Annotated in this window: 13 protein-coding genes; 8 read left to right on the top strand and 5 right to left on the bottom strand. The window is 62.4% G+C overall.

All coding sequences use genetic code 11. The annotated features are described in order from the left end of the window. Positions 1–4 precede the first annotated feature (4 nt). Together HF916_RS19070 and HF916_RS19075 are read right to left on the bottom strand one after the other, a co-directional pair. The gene (locus HF916_RS19070; protein WP_168790415.1) at positions 5–808 is read right to left on the bottom strand and encodes an alpha/beta fold hydrolase; all 804 of its coding nucleotides are present in this window, start codon (positions 806–808) and stop codon (positions 5–7) included. A 136-nt stretch (positions 809–944) separates the two neighbouring features. Continuing rightward, entirely contained in the window at positions 945–1,847 is a 903-nt protein-coding gene (locus tag HF916_RS19075) for a YihY/virulence factor BrkB family protein (protein ID WP_168790416.1), read from the bottom strand. Between the two features lie 288 nt (positions 1,848–2,135). Between HF916_RS19075 and HF916_RS19080 the strand changes: the two genes are divergently transcribed. From HF916_RS19080 to HF916_RS19090, 3 genes are all read left to right on the top strand, one after another. Then, complete coding sequence (locus tag HF916_RS19080) at positions 2,136–3,317, top strand: ligase-associated DNA damage response exonuclease (protein ID WP_431311430.1); 1,182 nt, start codon at positions 2,136–2,138, stop codon at positions 3,315–3,317. Continuing rightward, positions 3,314–4,990: an ATP-dependent DNA ligase gene (locus HF916_RS19085; protein WP_168790417.1), complete on the top strand. Its 1,677-nt coding sequence runs from the start codon at positions 3,314–3,316 to the stop codon at positions 4,988–4,990. The genes HF916_RS19080 and HF916_RS19085 overlap by 4 nt, the downstream gene beginning before the upstream one ends. 223 nt (positions 4,991–5,213) lie before the next feature. Next, entirely contained in the window at positions 5,214–5,672 is a 459-nt protein-coding gene (locus HF916_RS19090) for a response regulator (protein ID WP_431311431.1), read from the top strand. A gap of 256 nt (positions 5,673–5,928) precedes the next feature. Here HF916_RS19090 and HF916_RS19095 read toward each other — a convergent pair whose 3' ends face one another. Then, a complete protein-coding gene (locus tag HF916_RS19095) occupies positions 5,929–6,333 on the bottom strand; it encodes a PRC-barrel domain-containing protein (protein WP_206001912.1) in 405 nt (134 codons plus the stop codon). A gap of 267 nt (positions 6,334–6,600) precedes the next feature. Between HF916_RS19095 and glgX the strand changes: the two genes are divergently transcribed. The 3 genes from glgX to HF916_RS19110 all read left to right on the top strand — a co-directional run bounded on the left by glgX (position 6,601) and on the right by HF916_RS19110 (position 11,232). Next, positions 6,601–8,817 carry a glycogen debranching protein GlgX gene (gene glgX, locus HF916_RS19100; RefSeq protein WP_168790419.1) on the top strand — a complete coding sequence of 739 codons (2,217 nt, stop codon included), beginning with the start codon at positions 6,601–6,603 and terminating at the stop codon, positions 8,815–8,817. Positions 8,818–8,968: 151 nt separating this feature from the next. Then, on the top strand, positions 8,969–9,148 hold the full coding sequence (locus HF916_RS19105; protein ID WP_168790420.1) for a DUF2934 domain-containing protein: 180 nt from the start codon (positions 8,969–8,971) through the stop codon (positions 9,146–9,148). Positions 9,149–9,201: 53 nt separating this feature from the next. Beyond that, a complete protein-coding gene (locus HF916_RS19110; RefSeq protein WP_168790421.1) occupies positions 9,202–11,232 on the top strand; it encodes an AI-2E family transporter in 2,031 nt (676 codons plus the stop codon). Between the two features lie 157 nt (positions 11,233–11,389). Here HF916_RS19110 and HF916_RS19115 read toward each other — a convergent pair whose 3' ends face one another. Together HF916_RS19115 and HF916_RS19120 are read right to left on the bottom strand one after the other, a co-directional pair. Further along, a complete protein-coding gene (locus HF916_RS19115) occupies positions 11,390–11,572 on the bottom strand; it encodes a hypothetical protein (protein ID WP_168790422.1) in 183 nt (60 codons plus the stop codon). 31 nt (positions 11,573–11,603) lie between these two features. Further along, entirely contained in the window at positions 11,604–13,169 is a 1,566-nt protein-coding gene (locus HF916_RS19120; RefSeq protein ID WP_168790423.1) for an FAD-dependent oxidoreductase, read from the bottom strand. Between the two features lie 280 nt (positions 13,170–13,449). Between HF916_RS19120 and HF916_RS19125 the strand changes: the two genes are divergently transcribed. Beyond that, positions 13,450–15,618 carry a hybrid sensor histidine kinase/response regulator gene (locus tag HF916_RS19125; RefSeq protein ID WP_168790424.1) on the top strand — a complete coding sequence of 723 codons (2,169 nt, stop codon included), beginning with the start codon at positions 13,450–13,452 and terminating at the stop codon, positions 15,616–15,618. Between the two features lie 143 nt (positions 15,619–15,761). Then, a complete protein-coding gene (locus tag HF916_RS19130) occupies positions 15,762–16,058 on the top strand; it encodes a hypothetical protein (protein ID WP_168790425.1) in 297 nt (98 codons plus the stop codon). Positions 16,059–16,071: the final 13 nt, after the last annotated feature.

Consider the following 16,071-nt stretch of genomic DNA (forward strand, 5'->3'; position numbering starts at 1 on the left):
CGTGCTACAGGCTCATCGGCTCGAGAAAGGCGTTCATCGCGGCCGCGCTCGCGCTCGGTGAACTCAGATGCGGACAATGGCCTACGTTCTCGATGAGATGCAGCGTGCTGCCAGGAATCATGCGGTGCAGGTATTCGCCGACCACGCACGGGGCGATGATGTCGTCGCTACATTGCAGAATCAGCGTGGGCGTGGTGGTGCGCGACAGTATCGCGCGATGGTCGGAGAGAAACGTGACGCGCGCGAATTGACGCGCGATCTCGGGGTCGGTGCGGCAGAAACTGTTGGTCAGTTCGACGCCGAGTTCCGGCTGCTCCGGTGCGCCCATGATGGCCGGCGCCATCGTGCTCGACCAGCCGAGGTAGTTACTTTCGAGGGTGCGCAGGAGATCTTCGATGTCTTCGCGCGAGAAGCCGCCGACGTAGTCGCCGTCGTTCACGTAGCAGGGCGACGGGCCGACCATGACAAGAGCGGAGAAGAGTTGCGGCGCCTTGAGACTCGCGATCAGGCCGATCATCGCGCTGACCGAGTGGCCGACGAACACCACCGGGCCGTCGGTCACTTCGCGGATAACCTCGATCAGGTCGCTGGCGTAGCCGTCCAGCGAGTCGTACTTGTCGATGTCGTAGGCGCTCAGATCCGACGAGCCGCTGCCGACGTGATCGAACAGCACGGTCCGGTATTCGTCATGGAACGACGGTGCGAGGTAGCGCCACATGCTCTGATCGCAACCGAAGCCGTGCGCCAGCACCATGGTCCGTTTGCCGTTGCCGGAAATCTGTATGTTGTTGCGCTGGGTGATGCTCATTGTCGGGTCCTGAAGCCTGCCGGGTGAAAGCGGCGGTTACGCCAGGCGTGCGCCTCGGCCGGTATTCAGCAGAATGTTACCCCAGTCTTGCCGCCAGGCCATGTTGCCGAGCCGTAACGCGCATCGCGGCGAGCACTCAACCGGTCTTGATGTCGGGCTGCGGCGCCTCAAGCGGCTCGAGCCCGAATCGTTCGTATTGCGAAATCACCTGAGCCCCGAGCAGCAGCAAGGTTGCGAGCCATTCCAGGCTGAACAGAATCACGATCGCCATGGTCAGCGACCCGTACACCACGCTGACCTGCGAGAGAGTAGCAAAGTACCAGACCAGCACGTGCCGCGTAATTTCCCACAACACGGCGGCGACCACGCCGCCGAACAGCGCGTGTTTGAGCGAAGGGCGACCGACCGGCATGACCATATAGATCGAGGTCAGCACGAAGACCTCGCCCGCGAGGCCGAGCAGATACAACACGATGCGCGAGAGTCCCTGCAACGAAACATGCAGGCCGAACAGATCGATGCCTTCGGCGCCGATCGCTTCGAGTCCGCTCGACACGAAGGTGACGATCAGCAGGCCGACGCCGAGACACAGAATGTAGCAATACGGCAGCATCGCCGAGAGCAGGAAGTGCCGCCGCCTGACCACCACGCGGTGGACGAAAATCAGCGACATCGCGTTCTCGAGCACGGTGAAGGCCAGCGAACTGAAGAAGATCATCGTCAGCAGCAAGACCCAGCCGATCACCGCGCGATGCGAGAGAAAATTGGCCAACTCGCGCACCAGCGCATTCGATTGGCCCGGCACCAGCCATTGCAGCAGATGCGCGAGCGCCGCGAGCAACACATGCTGTGGCACGAAGCGCGACAGGGCGATCACGATCAGGATCATGAGCGGTACGATCGACAACAACGCGTAATACGCGACCGCGCCCGCGAGCAGCAAGCCCTGATTGGCGCGAAAGGCCTTCAAGGTTTGCAGCGCGAATGTGCCGGGATGTTTCACCACATATAACGCGTGGTCATCGATGATGGATTGCATGGGACCTCACAGCGCGCGTGGCTGGCCTGCCGGAATGCTGGCTTTGCCGATGCGCTTGCCTTGTTGCTTATACATACTGAAGCAAGAATGCAACCACGCTGACATCGCAGTTTTTCGCTTGCACGCTGATACGCCAACGCTTGCCAGGAATGCAGTTTGCTTGGCGGCTGTATCGAGATTGCATCGACATGCTTCAACACGTATGACAACGCGAGTTGTCATACAGACATCTATCACTCGCAAGCGCGCCGTGCCATATCACACGCCCGCTTCCCATCGGAACCGCCATTGACTATAGCCTCTCACGAAGTAGCCTCTGACGAAGCAGATCCCGCGGACCTCGTGGTGGCGCGGCCGGAGGGACTGTATTGTCCGCCTGGCGACTTCTATATCGATCCGTGGCGTCCCGTCGACCGTGCGGTGATCACGCACGCGCATTCCGACCACGCGCGCTTCGGGCATCGGCACTACCTCGCGTCGCGAGCGGGGGCGGGTGTGCTGCTATCGCGTTTGCCTGGCATATCACTGCAAACGCTGGCGTATGGCGAGCGCCTCGATCTCAACGGCACGACTGTGTCGCTGCATCCGGCGGGGCACGTGCTCGGCTCGGCGCAATTGCGCATCGAACATCGTGGGCGCGTGTGGGTCGCCTCGGGCGACTACAAGCTCGACCCCGACCCGACCTGCGATGCCTTCGAGCCGGTGCGCTGCGATACCTTCATTACCGAGTCGACCTTCGGCCTGCCGATCTATCGGTGGGACGCGCCGCAAGCCGTGTTCGATGGCGTCGATTCGTGGTGGCGTCATAACGCTGCCGAAGGACGCGCGTCCGTGTTGTTCTGCTATTCGTTCGGCAAGGCGCAGCGCGTGCTGGCGAGTGTCGATGCCGCCATTGGGCCGATCTTCTGTCACGGCGCCGTGGAGCCGCTCAATCGCGCGTATCGGGACGCCGGCGTGCCTTTGCCGCCGGTGCGGCTCGTGAGCGAGATACCGGTCAAGGACAAGGCGGCGTTCCGCCAGGCATTGATCGTGGCGCCGCCATCCGCGCAGGGCAGCGCATGGCTCAAGCGCTTCGGCGACTATAGCGATGCGTTCGCGTCGGGCTGGATGCGTCTGCGTGGCGCGCGCCGCAGGCGTGGCGTCGACCGTGGCTTCGTGCTGTCGGATCACGCCGATTGGCCGAGCCTGCAAACCGCCATTCAGGCGACGGGCGCGGAACGCGTGATCGTCACGCATGGCTCGGTCGAGCCGATGGTGCGCTGGCTGCGTGAGCAAGGTCTTGAGGCCGGCGCGTTTGAAACGCAATATGGCGACGATACGGTCGAAGCCGAAGCCGATGCCGCGGGTGCGGATGAAACCGCCACGACGGGCAGCGTGCCGCTCGAGTTCGATCAGACGGCCGAGCCAGATGAGTCAGCTGATGATCAGGTTAACCCGGCCAACGCGGCCAACCCGTCGAGCCGTGCATGAAACGCTTCGCCGCCCTCTACACCGCGCTCGACGCGACCACGTCGACGCACGACAAACTCGAAGCGCTCACCAGCTACTTCACCGTGGCCGAACCGGAAGATGCGGCGTGGGCATCGTATTTTCTTGCCGGCGGGAAACCGCGCCAATCCGTGCCGACGCGTCTACTGACCGAAATCGCCCGCGAGCGCGCGGGTTTGCCGGCGTGGTTGTTCGAGGAGTCTTATCACGCAGTGGGCGATCTGGCCGAAACCATCGCCCATATCCTGCCGCCCGCGCAACGCAGTTCGGAACTGGGTCTCACGCAATGGATCGAGCAACGCGTGCTGACCTTGCGTGGTGCGGCGCCGGAAGAGTTGCGCACGCGTTTGATCGGTTACTGGGACGAGCTCGATTGGGGCGGCCGTTTTCTGCTGACCAAACTGATCGGCGGCGGGTTTCGGGTGGGCGTCGCGCGGCAACTGGTGGTGAGGGCGCTGGCGGAAGTGGCGGGCGTCGATCATAAGCGGATCGCGCAACGCATGGTCGGTTGGACCGACTCGCAACAGAAGCCCGATGCCGCGCGCTATCTGCGTTTGATCGCGCCCGAAGCGACAGGCGACGAGACGCAGCCCGGCGAGCACCAGCAGGAGAGCGATCTCGGCCTGCCGTACCCGTTCTTTCTCGCGCATCCCTTGCAAGCCGATCCGGCGACGCTCGGCGATCCGTCGCACTGGCAGATCGAATGGAAGTGGGACGGCATTCGCGCGCAACTGGTCAAACGCGGTGGACGTGTCTGGTTGTGGTCACGCGGTGAGGATCTGATCACGGATCGATTCCCCGAAGTGGCGGCGTTGGGCGAAGCTTTGCCGGACGGCTTCGTGATCGACGGAGAGATTCTCGCGTGGGAGCCGGGCGCCATGGCGCCATTGCCGTTCGCGCGCCTGCAACCGCGGATCGCCCGCAAAACGCTGACTAAAAAAATCCTCGCCGATTCTCCGGCCACGCTGCTTGCCTACGATCTGCTCGAAGCGCACGGCAAGGACCTGCGCATGACGCCGCTCGTCGAACGGCGGGCGCAACTCGATGCGCTAGCTGTTTCAATCGAAGGCACACTCGCGCGCGACCTGCTAAGTGTGTCGCCTCTAGTACATGCAGCGGACTGGCAGGCGCTTGCTGCGTTACGCGACGAGAGCCGTTCGCGTGGTGTAGAAGGGCTCATGGTCAAGCAACGCGAATCAATGTACGGCGTGGGGCGCACCAAAGCTTCCGGCACATGGTGGAAATGGAAGATCGATCCGTATGCAGTCGATGCCGTGCTGCTTTACGCACAACGCGGCCACGGCCGCCGCGCGAGTCTCTACACGGATTTCACCTTCGCGGTGTGGGACGAAGCGAATGGCGTACGCACGTTGGTGCCCTTCGCGAAGGCTTATTCCGGTCTAACCGACGAAGAAATGCGTCAGGTGGATGCGATCGTTCGCAAGACCACGATCGAAAAGTTCGGTCCTGTGCGCAGCGTGACGCCCACGCTGGTATTCGAAATCGGCTTCGAAGGCATTCAGGCGAGTCCGCGTCATAAGTCCGGCGTGGCGGTGCGTTTTCCGCGCATGTTGCGCTGGCGTACCGATAAACACATCGACGACGCCGATACGCTGGCGATGCTCAAGGGCTTCATCGACGATCGTGCGGGATAACCCGCTGAGTACAAATCCCTAAAACGGTGCAGGGTTTTTAGCCAGCGGCATTTTATTGCCTGAGCTAAGGTGATGAGGTAAGGCGTACGCTGCGAACGCGACGCAACTAGAGGGCCATCGTCTGGCGAACGATGAGTTTTGTCTGCGCGTCAGGAGCGAATCTTGCGCGCCTGTTCCGAAGTGCCCGCGAGTGGCACACGGGAAAAAAGCCAAGGAGAAGATGGTGACGTTCGACGATCGAATGGACGATAACGAAGACGTCGTAGTGTGGCGGCCTATCCAATATGCGATGGCCTCGAATCGGCGCGTCCTGGTGGTGGACGATTACCGCGAAGCGGCAGAGGCATTGCAGATGTTGCTGGTTGCCGACGGCTTCGAGTGCCGCGCGCTGGAGGATCCATTTGCCGTCTGCGAGATGGCCCGCGAGTGGCAGCCGTTTGCGGTGGTGCTGGACATCAAGATGCCGGGCCTGGATGGCCTCGAACTGGCTCGGCGCCTGCGCGCCCACGCTTTGACTTCGCATATGTTGCTGGTGGCGTGCACCGCGTTTGCCTCGCGCGACGACCGCGCACGTGCCAAGGCCGCTGGTTTTGATGCGCATTGCGCGAAGCCGCTGACGCCCGAGCGTCTGTTGCGGGTGCTCGAATCGGCGGCGGCGCTGCATGCGGCCGGGCCGCCGTAAAGGCTGCGCGCGGTTTGAAAGAAATTCTCCATGTGGCGATTATGGAATTCGCGGCGGATTGAAGCGAACGCATAGTGTCGAAGGCGTGACTTCAATCATCGTGTTGCTGTATCGAGAGCTAAGCGGCACGCAAATTATTTAGGTTTATTGAATATATAACCGTGCCGAACAGGTTGACTGGTTACGGATGCCAGCGCCACAAACCGGTCTGCAAGGCCGATCCCTTGCAGCCGGTCAATCGAATCAGAACCCTCGCTCAATCCGGCGCGTACTTGAATTCAGGTAGCGCCTCGAGCGATTTCTTGGTGGCCTCAGGCAGCACCACACGGCGGTTATTGATCTGCAGATCGTTGAACGGCACGGCGACCAGGTGTTTGCCCATGCCGAGGAATCCGCCTACCGACAGGATCGCGTACGTGCTGCGGTCGCCGCTCGGCGAGACGATCAGATCGTCCAACGTGCCGATTGTGTCCTTGCTCTTGTTATAAACATCGGCGCCACTCAACTTCGACGCGCGGTAGCCGCTTGCGAGTTGAACCACATCCGTACGTTTTTCCGTAATGGCCTGAGGCGCGCCCTGAGCGTAAGCGTTGCCGTACGACGTCAGCGTGGCGAAGAGTAGGGCGGTGGCGGCCAGCGTCTTGATCTGTATTCGTTGCATGATGTTTTTCTCCCTGATGACATGTGCGGCGCTTCTTATGCCGCGCCGCTTCACTGAGTCAGCTTTCGCCATGCTTGCTGCAAGAGTTGTGCCGCGTCGCGCAAATACCCGCGTCAATCCTCTCAGGTCCGGAACTTGCTAAATCAGCGGGCTTGCTGTTCGACGTTCCGATGGTGCATTCCATGCGGCCGGAAACTCTCGCATCGACTTATCCACTGCCTACACTAAACACGCGCGCCCGCGCCTCTTGCTTCCACAGGAACCACTATGTCATCCCAGGCCAACTACTCGACGCGCATCGCGGAAGGCACGCCTTTTCCGCTTGGCGCGACATGGAACGGAAGCGGTGTCAACTTCGCGCTCTTTTCGGCGCACGCCACCAAGGTCGAACTGTGTCTATTCGATGAAACCGGCGAAAACGAAATCGAACGCATCGAACTGCCGGAATATACCGACGAGGTGTGGCACGTGTTCGTGCCGAACCTCAAACCGGGCGCGGTGTACGGCTATCGCGTGCACGGTCCGTATGAACCCGAGAAGGGCCATCGCTTCAATCCGAACAAGCTGCTGCTCGATCCGTATGCGAAAGCGCATATCGGCGAACTCAGGTGGGCGCCGGAAATCTTCGGTTACACGCTGGATTCCGAAGAGGGTGACTTGTCTTTCGACGAGCGCGACAGCGCGCCCTTCGTGCCCAAGTGCAAGGTGGTGGACGCTAATTTTTCGTGGAGTCATCCCGAACGCAACGCATTGCCGTGGGAGCGCGTGATTTTTTATGAAACCCATGTGCGCGGATTTACCAAACGGCATCCGGAAATACCGGAAAATCTGCGCGGCACCTTCGCCGGACTCGGGCAACAGGTCGTGCTCGACTACATCAGGAACCTCGGGGTGACGTCGGTCGAACTGATGCCTGTCCAGACCTTTGTTAACGACAGCTACCTGCTCGACAAGGGCCTCACCAACTACTGGGGCTACAACACCATCGGCTTCTTTGCAGCCGATCCGCGCTTCTTTGCGTCGTCGATCGATTCAGTGGGCGAGTTCAAGGAGATGGTGGACCGCTTTCACAACAACAATCTCGAAGTCATTCTCGACGTGGTCTACAACCACACCGCCGAAGGCAACGAGCGCGGCCCGACGATCTCGTTCAAAGGTATCGACAACGCGTCGTACTATCGGCTGATGCCCGACGAGCCGCGCTATTACATCAACGATACCGGCACCGGCAACACGCTGAATCTGTCGCATCCGCGCGTGCTGCAAATGGTGACCGACAGCCTGCGTTACTGGGTGACGGAAATGAAGGTGGACGGTTTCCGTTTCGACCTCGCCACGATTCTCGGCCGTGAATTGCATGGCTTCGACGAAGGCGGCGGTTTCCTCGACAGTTGCCGGCAGGACCCCGTGCTCTCGAGCGTGCGGTTGATTGCCGAGCCATGGGACTGCGGCCCCGGCGGCTATCAGGTCGGCGGCTTTCCGCCCGGCTGGGCCGAGTGGAACGATCGCTTCCGCGACACGGTGCGCGAATACTGGAAGGGTGACGAAGGCAAGGTGGCCGATCTCGCCACACGCCTTACCGGTTCGGGCGACCGGTTCAATCATCGCGGCCGCCGCCCGTGGGCCAGCGTGAATTTCATCGCCGCGCACGACGGCTTCACGCTCAACGATCTGGTCTCGTACAACGACAAGCACAACGACGCCAACGGCGAGGACAACAAGGACGGCCACCCGGACAACAAGTCCTGGAACATGGGCGTGGAAGGTCCGACCGACGATCCGGAAATCCGTCAGCAGCGTGAGCGCCAGAAACGCAATCTGCTGGCCACGTTGCTGCTGTCGCAAGGCACGCCGATGATTCTCGCCGGCGACGAATTCGGCCGCACGCAGAAGGGCAACAACAACGCCTATTGCCAGGACAACGAGATCAGTTGGGTGGATTGGGAAGCCATCGACGACGACGGCCGCGCGCTCACTGAGTTCGTCAAGAATCTGACCACGTTGCGCCACCGTCTGCCGGTATTGCGGCGTGGCCGCTTTATCATCGGTGAATACAACGAGGCACTGGACGTGACCGACGCGCGCTGGCTCTCGCCGGACGGCACGGATCTCTCGCAGGAACAGTGGGACGATCCGTCGATGCGCTGCTTCGGCCTCGTGATCGACGGCCGCGCACAGGCGAGCGGTATTCGCCGTCCGGCTTCGGACGCGACCTTGCTGCTGGTGCTGAATGCGCATCACGATGTCGTCAACTTCACGCTGCCCGACATTCCCGAGGGCGATCAGTGGACCTGCCTGCTCGATACCAACATGCCGGTACGCTCCGGGTTACCTCTGTTCAGCGCCGGCGACGCGTATCAGGTGACGGGGCGTTCCCTGCTGCTGTTCGCGCTCGACGCACCGAACCGCGCGACGCAGCGTGTATTCGACCGCCTCGAAGAGCAACTCACCACTGACGAAAGCGAACCCACCGCAGGAGCTTGACGGACCAAGGCGTAAAACGCTGTCGAGCCCGCGTTGCCGGGTATAGCGCTTGCTCGATTGCTAGGGACTGCGCGTAAGCCGCTGTTTTTGCAGCGGCTTGCACGCAGCGCAGCCGATATCGGCCCACGCCAGGTTCAACCGAGGTGATCAAATGGAACAGGAACAAGCCTCTCAAGAGGAACAGATTCGCATGCGCGCTTATTACTTGTGGGAGCAGGCCGACGATCCCAAGGGCACGCCCGACGAGTATTGGGATCAGGCACGCGTCGAGATAGAGAAGGAAGCGCCGCCGGTAGAAAGTGGACCAGTCTCTGGCGAGCCTTTGAAGTAAGTTGGCTATCGCACAAAAACGGAAACCGAACGGAACCGGACAGATTGCGCCAAATGAAGGACATACCCGAACCGCGCGGTGTGAGGCCGGCCGCCCGCATTCAAGCTCCCGCCACGGCCTTTGGCCTCGACAACCTGATCGCGCTTGCGGTGGGCGTCACGGTGGTCGCTTGCCTCTACTTCGCGAGCGCCGTGCTGATTCCGATGACGCTCGCCATCCTGCTCAGCTTCCTTGTCGCGCCGCTCGCCAATGCGTTGATGCGTTTGCGGCTCGGCCATGTGGCGTCGGTGTTCGCCGCAGTGGTGATCTCGGTATCGGTGATCGTCATGCTCGGCGCAGTGATCGCCACGCAACTGTCCGATCTCGCGGCCGGCATGCCACGTTATCAGGCGACCATCGAACAGAAGATGGAAACGGCGCACAGCCTGACCATCGGCAAACTGGACCGCTTTGCCAGCGCGGCTGGCCAGGCGCTGCAACGCGCGACGGTCGAGCCGCCGCCTGCGCCGCAGCCTGGCCCGGCGTCCCGTGGCAATGCGCATTCGACACCCAGTGCCCCTGCCGCCGTGCCCGTCGAAGTGCGCGAGCCGGTGCCGACGCCGTTCGAACTCGCGAGGCGCGTGTTGTCGCCTGCTATCAGTCCGCTCGAAACGGCGTTTATCGTTTTCGTCGTGATGGTGGTGATCCTGCTGCAACGCGACGACTTACGCGACCGTGCAATCCGTCTGTTCGGCTCGCGCGACCTGCACCGCACGACCACGGTGATGGACGAAGCCGCGCGACGTTTGAGTCGTTACTTCGTTTCGCAACTCGGCCTAAATGCGGGCGTCGGCGTGATAATCGGCACGGGGCTTTTCATGATCGGTGTGCCGAGTCCGATTCTGTGGGGCATTCTCGCGGCGCTGCTGCGACTCGTGCCTTACGTCGGCATCTGGATCTCGGCGACGCTGGCCACCGCGCTCGCCGCCGCCGTGAGTCCCGGCTGGGCGATGGCGATCTGGTCGCTGGCGCTGTTCGTCACCGTGGAAGTGCTGGTGGGGCAGATCGTCGAGCCGCTGCTGTATGGACGCAGCACGGGGCTCTCGCCGTTTTCGGTGGTGGTGGCCGCGATTTTCTGGAGCTGGATCTGGGGGCCGATAGGACTGATTCTGTCGACGCCGTTGACGCTTTGCCTGCTCGTGCTCGGCCGGCATGTGCGGCGCCTCGAATTTCTCGATGTGCTGCTGGGCGACCAGCCGGCGCTGACGCCCATCGAAAACTTTTATCAGCGTGCGTTAGCAGGCGACCCGGACGAAGCGATCGAGCAAGCGGAACTCCTGCTGCGCGAGCGCTCGTTGTCGTCCTACTACGACGAGGTCGCGATCAAGGGCTTGCAACTCGCGGCCAACGACGTCGTGCGCGGCAGTGTCACGGCGGCGCAACTTGCTCGCATCGAGGCGACGACGAACGACCTCGTGGACGGCCTCGACGGTTACGAGGACCGCGAACCAGCGACGTCCGCCGCAGCCGAAAACTGGAGTGCGGCAGGGCCGTTGGCGCCTTCTGCTTCTGACGCCTCCAATGGTGCACAAACTGTAGCAGCGAATCCACGGCCCGTTACTCCAGCCAATGTGGGAGAAGAACGTGCAGCGAACCAGTCGCCGCTAGCGGCGAGCAGCCGCGTGTTGTGCATTCCCGGACGCGGCCCGCTCGACGCATTAGCGACAACGATCCTGTTGCAGTTGCTCGGTAAGCACGGGTTCACGTCACGTGCGTTGCCGCATGAGGCCGCATCGCGCGCGTCGATCGACCAGCTGGACGCCGACGATGTCGGCATTGTCTGTATTCTCTACTTGCAGATCGACGGCATTCCGTCGCATTTGCGCTATCTGGTCAGGCGCATTCGTGCACGATTGCCGAAGGTGTCGATCGTGGTCGGCTTGTGGGCGGCGGAGGATACGGAGAAGTGGAGTGCGGATCTGCAAAGCGCGATGGGGGCGGAGTGCTATGCGAGCACGCTGCAGGAAATTCTCGCAGCTTGCCGGCGTGTCGAGACGGCGAGAACCGAGACCGTGGAAGAACTACCCATCTTGGTCAACGGTTAAGTCGCCGCGTTTCCACTGAAAGTCGTCCTCTTTGTTCGGCGACGCCTTTGCGCCGCAAATACCAGCGCGCCTGATCGGTGCGATACATCACGAGAAAACAGTAGAAAAACCGCCCGCCGGCAGCGCGGCCGGGCGGTTTACCTCCACTTAGCGCGGCCTAGTGCCCAGCGGGTTTTTTGGCGGCCGACTTGTCTTTCGAAGCGGCATCCTTGTCGGGGACGATCTTCGTGGTGCCGCCCGTCGAAGGCGGATCGCTCGCGGGAAAGCTGTCTTCGACCTGCTTGTCGATCTGCTTTTCGCTCTTGTTCGAGTGCGGGTGCTTTTCCTTGTGTTCTGTCATGGCGTTTTCTCCTTCAGGGGTTACGAGGTGTTCATTGGGTGACGCACGATGCGCCGCCGATGATTGCCATTGCATCCGCACGCGACATGCCACATCTCATCGCATCGATCAACCGCGCGGTCTGCGCTTCGCGTTCGCAGGCGAGCACAGCGACCACCTTGTCGTTCTTCACGTACAGCGAGACAAATTGCTGGCGATCGAGGTCGCCATCGGTCACGATCTCGTCCCACTCGCTGGCATGGCCGAGATATTCGAAGTTCTTGCCGAAGTGATAGGTCCAGAAATAGGGCACGCCGACGTAGCGATGACGCGCGCCGCACATGTTTTGCGCGGCAATGCGCGCATGCTGCTGCGCGACGCGCCAATGTTCGATGCGCACCGGTTCCTGATCTTCATGCAACGGAAACACGGCGATATCGCCTGCCGCGTAGAGACCGCACGCAGCCTGCATGCCCGCGTTGACGAGCACGCCGCCGTCTTTTTGCAGCGGCAGGCCTTCGATAAAACCCGTGGCAGGCGTAACGCCCGTGCCTAACAGCACGATGTCGGCGGAGACATGCTCGCCGTTTTCGAGCATCACCTGATGCACGTTGCCTTCTTCGCCTTCGAGCGAAGTGACCTTCGCTTCAAGCCGGAACACCACGCCATTGCTCTCGTGAAGCGCGCGGAACATTGCGCCCGCGCGCTCGCCGAACTGCCTGGCGAACGGCACTTTCTCCGGCGAAATGACGGTCACTTGCGTGCCGCGTTTGCGCAGCGCGGAAGCCGTTTCCAGTCCGATGAAGCTGCTGCCGAGAATGGCGACCTGGATCTGCCTGACGTCGTCACCGATGGCGTCGACGAGCGCGGCGGCATCGTCGAGACTGCGCAGCACGTGTACGCCGCCAAGTTCCACGCCGGGAATGGGGGGCAACTTCGGCACACTGCCGGTGGCGAGCAAGGCGGTGTCGTAAGTCAGTTCGCCACCGCTTTCGAAATGAATCGTGCGGCTGGGCACATCGAGCCGCGCAACCTTCCCGACAATCCGTTCGACGTCGTGCCGCTCGAGCCAGTCCGGCGCGAGTAGCGGCGGTACGTCGCCGGGTGCCATTTCGCCGGACGGGACGAATTTACTCAGCGACGTGCGATCGTAGGGCGCATGCGGTTCATCGCCGATGAGCGTGATACGGCCGCCAAAGTCACACTCGCGCAGGGCCGCGCAAGCGGCTGCGCCTGCCGCGCCCGCGCCGATCACTACGTAGTGCGGTTCCTTCGCGCTGGCATTGCGCGCCGGCTGGGGGATTTTTTCTGGCGTGACCATGACGTCGTCGCCGGTCACGACCACGGGATAGCGATCGAGCGCGACCAGCGCGGGCGGTTCGATCACGTTGCCGGTGGCGACGTCGAACGTCCCCTTGTGCCACGGGCAGATGATCCGGCCGTGGCAGAGCGCGCCTTCTTCGAGTGGCGCGCCAGCGTGCGGGCAATCGGCGGAATAGGCGCGCACGGTATCGCCGTCGCGCACCAGCAGAATCTTTTCGTCGTTCACCACGACACGTTCAGCGCGGTCGGTTCGCAGTTGCGAGAGCTGAGCGACGCATCGGGCAGTCGTGGGCATGGCCGGTTCCTCGCGGACGGTTGAATGAGCAAATAGCGGCGCAGGCGGCGCGACGCGACGCGCATCATCACGCCGCGCTGCAGCACGCCTTTCAGTTCGCCGAACTACAATCATTCAGCAATCCATGTGCCCACGCGCGTACACCGGTACAAGCGCGGATTCCTCGCCCGTCGCACTATGGAGAACGGTGGAAGTGCGGTAAATTCCGGAAAAGGAAATAGCGCACGAACATGCGACGAGCATGCCGTGCCAGCGCGTTCCTGACCTGTGTTGACCTTTCATGGAGATCCTGACCGTGCAGCGTGCAGAACGTGCCGCAGTCGATTTCCCCATGCCGACGCGCAACTTCGCGGCGACACGGCGCATGCTTCTGATCGTCCTCGCCGTGTCGATTGTGTTTCCTCTGATCTGCCTCGCGGGCTACGGCTACTTCGATTACCAGCGCCGGATCGCCGATTCGAACGACATGATCGACCGGCTCGCGCGCGTCGCCGAGGAACAGGCGGTCAAGGTGCTGGACCTGAACCAGCAGATGTCCTCGCGCATCGTGGAACTGCTCGGCAATGACGACGACGCGCAGATCCGCGCGCGCGAAGCGATGTTGCACGATCGTCTGCGTGGAATCGGCGGCGACTTTCCGCAGGTCGTGTCCATCTATCTGCTCGGCGCGAAAGGCGACCTGCTGGTGTCGAGCCGCACTTTTCCGGCGCCCGTCATGTCGATCGCCCAGCGCGAAGACTTCACGGGCGCGAGAGCGATGCGCCCGCAACCGTATTTTTCGCTACCGATGTTCGGCCCAGTCTCGCAAACCGATGTGTTCACTACCGCGACGGGCCGATCGGGTGCCGACGGTCAGTTCCTCGGCGTGGTCTCGGTGGCGCTGCGCAACGAGTACTTCTCGCGCTTCTATCGTGAGCTGACCCACGGCGATGCGTCGCTGGCGCTGGGTCTGTATCGCCAGGACGGCAACCTGCTGGTGCGCTATCCGCCGTGGCCGGCGGGCTCGAAGCCCAGCCCGCGAAGCAAATTCACGCAGGCCTTGCGCGACAAACAACTGTCCGGCCACGTCCGTCTAAATTCGACGGTGGATGGCGTGGAGCGTCTGCTGGCGTTTCGCCGCGTCGGCGACTATCCGCTCTATGTGATGAGCGCCTACGCGACTTCGTCGATCGGTGAAGCATGGCGGCAGCACTTCATCATGATCGCGGCGCTGACGGCGGTGCCCTGCATCGCCATCTGGCTGCTGGTGTTCTACTCGCTGCGTCAACTGGAAGGCGAGCGCCGCGCGTGGGAACGCTGGCAGGGCGAAGTGGCGATGCGTCTGTCAGCCGAAGCGTCGAGCCGGCAACTGCAGCGCATGGGCGCACTCGGCAATCTCGTCGCCAACGTCGCGCATGATTTCAACAATCTGCTGATGGTGGTTTCCGCCAACACGGAGCTCGCGCGGCTCAAGCGCTTCAACAACGTCGAGAAAGAAGTGCTCGCGGTGGAGCGCGCCACCGCTAGCGCCGAATCGCTCACGCGCCGCCTTCTGAGCGTGGCGCGCAAGCAGCCGCTCAAACAGCAGCCGCTCGAGCTTGCCACGTGGCTGCCCGCCGCCGCGCCACTGATCGACGCCACGCTCGGCGACACCGTCGAACTCGCGTTGAACATGGTCGATAACGTCTGGCAGGTGTTGACCGATCCGACCGACCTCGAATTCGCGATCATGAACCTGGCCGTCAACGCGCGCGACGCGATGCCGCGCGGCGGACGCTTTGTGATTCGCTGCCAGAACAACCGGCTGGTCGCCAGCGATACCTTGCTGCCCGATGGCGAATACGTGCTGATTGCCTGTTCCGACGATGGCGAGGGCATGCCCGAAGCCGTCGTGCGGCGTGCCTTCGAGCCGCTTTTCACCACCAAGCTGCGCGGTTCGGGCACCGGCCTCGGCCTTGCACAGGTGCTCTCGATGTGCGAACAGGCGGGCGGCACGGCGAAGATCGACAGCGTGCCGGGCAGCGGTACGACGGTGAGGCTGTATCTGCCGCGATATCGCGAACGGCGGAAGACGTCGGCGGTGCAAGCCGAGACAGTGCAAGCGCCGGTTCCTGCGCCGAGCGGGGTCGTGCTACTGGTCGAGGACAACGAAGATGTCGCAGCGGGCGTGGCGGCAGTGCTGGAAACTTTCGGCTGCGAGGTGCGCCACGAGTCAACCGCCGACCAGGCGCTCGACGTCCTCACGGGCGGCGCGCGCTTCGAACTCGTGCTGTCCGACATCCAGATGCCGGGCAAGCTCAACGGCATCGACCTCGCGGAGAAGGTGCGCAGCGCGTGGCCGTCGCAGAAGATCGCCTTGATGACCGGCTACGCCGACGAACTCGAACGCGCGCGTCGGCTGGGCGTGGCGATCCTCGCCAAGCCGTTCAATATCGACGAGTTGCACGCTCTGGTGGTATGCGAGCCGTAAAGCTGGCCCAGTGCGGCACACGGTCTTGCATGTTCGAAGTATTTCATGACTCGCGGCACACCCCTTGCTGAAACAAGGGCGAGGTAGGCGTATCTGGCTGAACCGGCTGGCGCAACCCGCTTCTTTTCGCACAGGAGAAAGTCATGAACTTCAGAAACAAGACTCGCAGTGCAGTCCTCATCTCGGCCTTGCTCGCCGCTTCCTCGATCGCGATGGCGCAAGGCAGCGGGGGCGGCGGGGGCGGTCCGGCCGGCAACGATCCGAATGGCGGCACCGATGCCGGCGCGACCCGCGAGGGCGGCGACATGCAGGCATCCGGTGCGATGGCGCATTCGAAGTCAACGAAAAAGCATCACATGAAGTCGTCGAAGACGAAGCCGGCAGCCGATTCGACCAATATGCCGGGCGCCGATGCGAGCAGCGGTACGAAGGGGCAGTGACGCAGCCGTCGCC

This window comes from Paraburkholderia aromaticivorans, from assembly GCF_012689525.1.
In the GTDB taxonomy this organism is placed as follows: domain Bacteria; phylum Pseudomonadota; class Gammaproteobacteria; order Burkholderiales; family Burkholderiaceae; genus Paraburkholderia; species Paraburkholderia aromaticivorans_A.

Bases quoted from the DNA above. Each gene is read 5' to 3' on its own strand.
- HF916_RS19130 (WP_168790425.1), top strand. From the start codon at position 15,762: ATGAACTTCAGAAACAAGACTCGCAGTGCAGTCCTCATCTCGGCCTTG.
- HF916_RS19115 (WP_168790422.1), bottom strand. From the start codon at position 11,572: ATGACAGAACACAAGGAAAAGCACCCGCACTCGAACAAGAGCGAAAAG.
- HF916_RS19120 (WP_168790423.1), bottom strand. From the start codon at position 13,169: ATGCCCACGACTGCCCGATGCGTCGCTCAGCTCTCGCAACTGCGAACC.
- HF916_RS19070 (WP_168790415.1), bottom strand. From the start codon at position 808: ATGAGCATCACCCAGCGCAACAACATACAGATTTCCGGCAACGGCAAA.
- HF916_RS19075 (WP_168790416.1), bottom strand. From the start codon at position 1,847: ATGCAATCCATCATCGATGACCACGCGTTATATGTGGTGAAACATCCC.
- HF916_RS19095 (WP_206001912.1), bottom strand. From the start codon at position 6,333: ATGCAACGAATACAGATCAAGACGCTGGCCGCCACCGCCCTACTCTTC.
- glgX (WP_168790419.1), top strand. From the start codon at position 6,601: ATGTCATCCCAGGCCAACTACTCGACGCGCATCGCGGAAGGCACGCCT.
- HF916_RS19110 (WP_168790421.1), top strand. From the start codon at position 9,202: ATGAAGGACATACCCGAACCGCGCGGTGTGAGGCCGGCCGCCCGCATT.
- HF916_RS19105 (WP_168790420.1), top strand. From the start codon at position 8,969: ATGGAACAGGAACAAGCCTCTCAAGAGGAACAGATTCGCATGCGCGCT.
- HF916_RS19085 (WP_168790417.1), top strand. From the start codon at position 3,314: ATGAAACGCTTCGCCGCCCTCTACACCGCGCTCGACGCGACCACGTCG.
- HF916_RS19125 (WP_168790424.1), top strand. From the start codon at position 13,450: ATGGAGATCCTGACCGTGCAGCGTGCAGAACGTGCCGCAGTCGATTTC.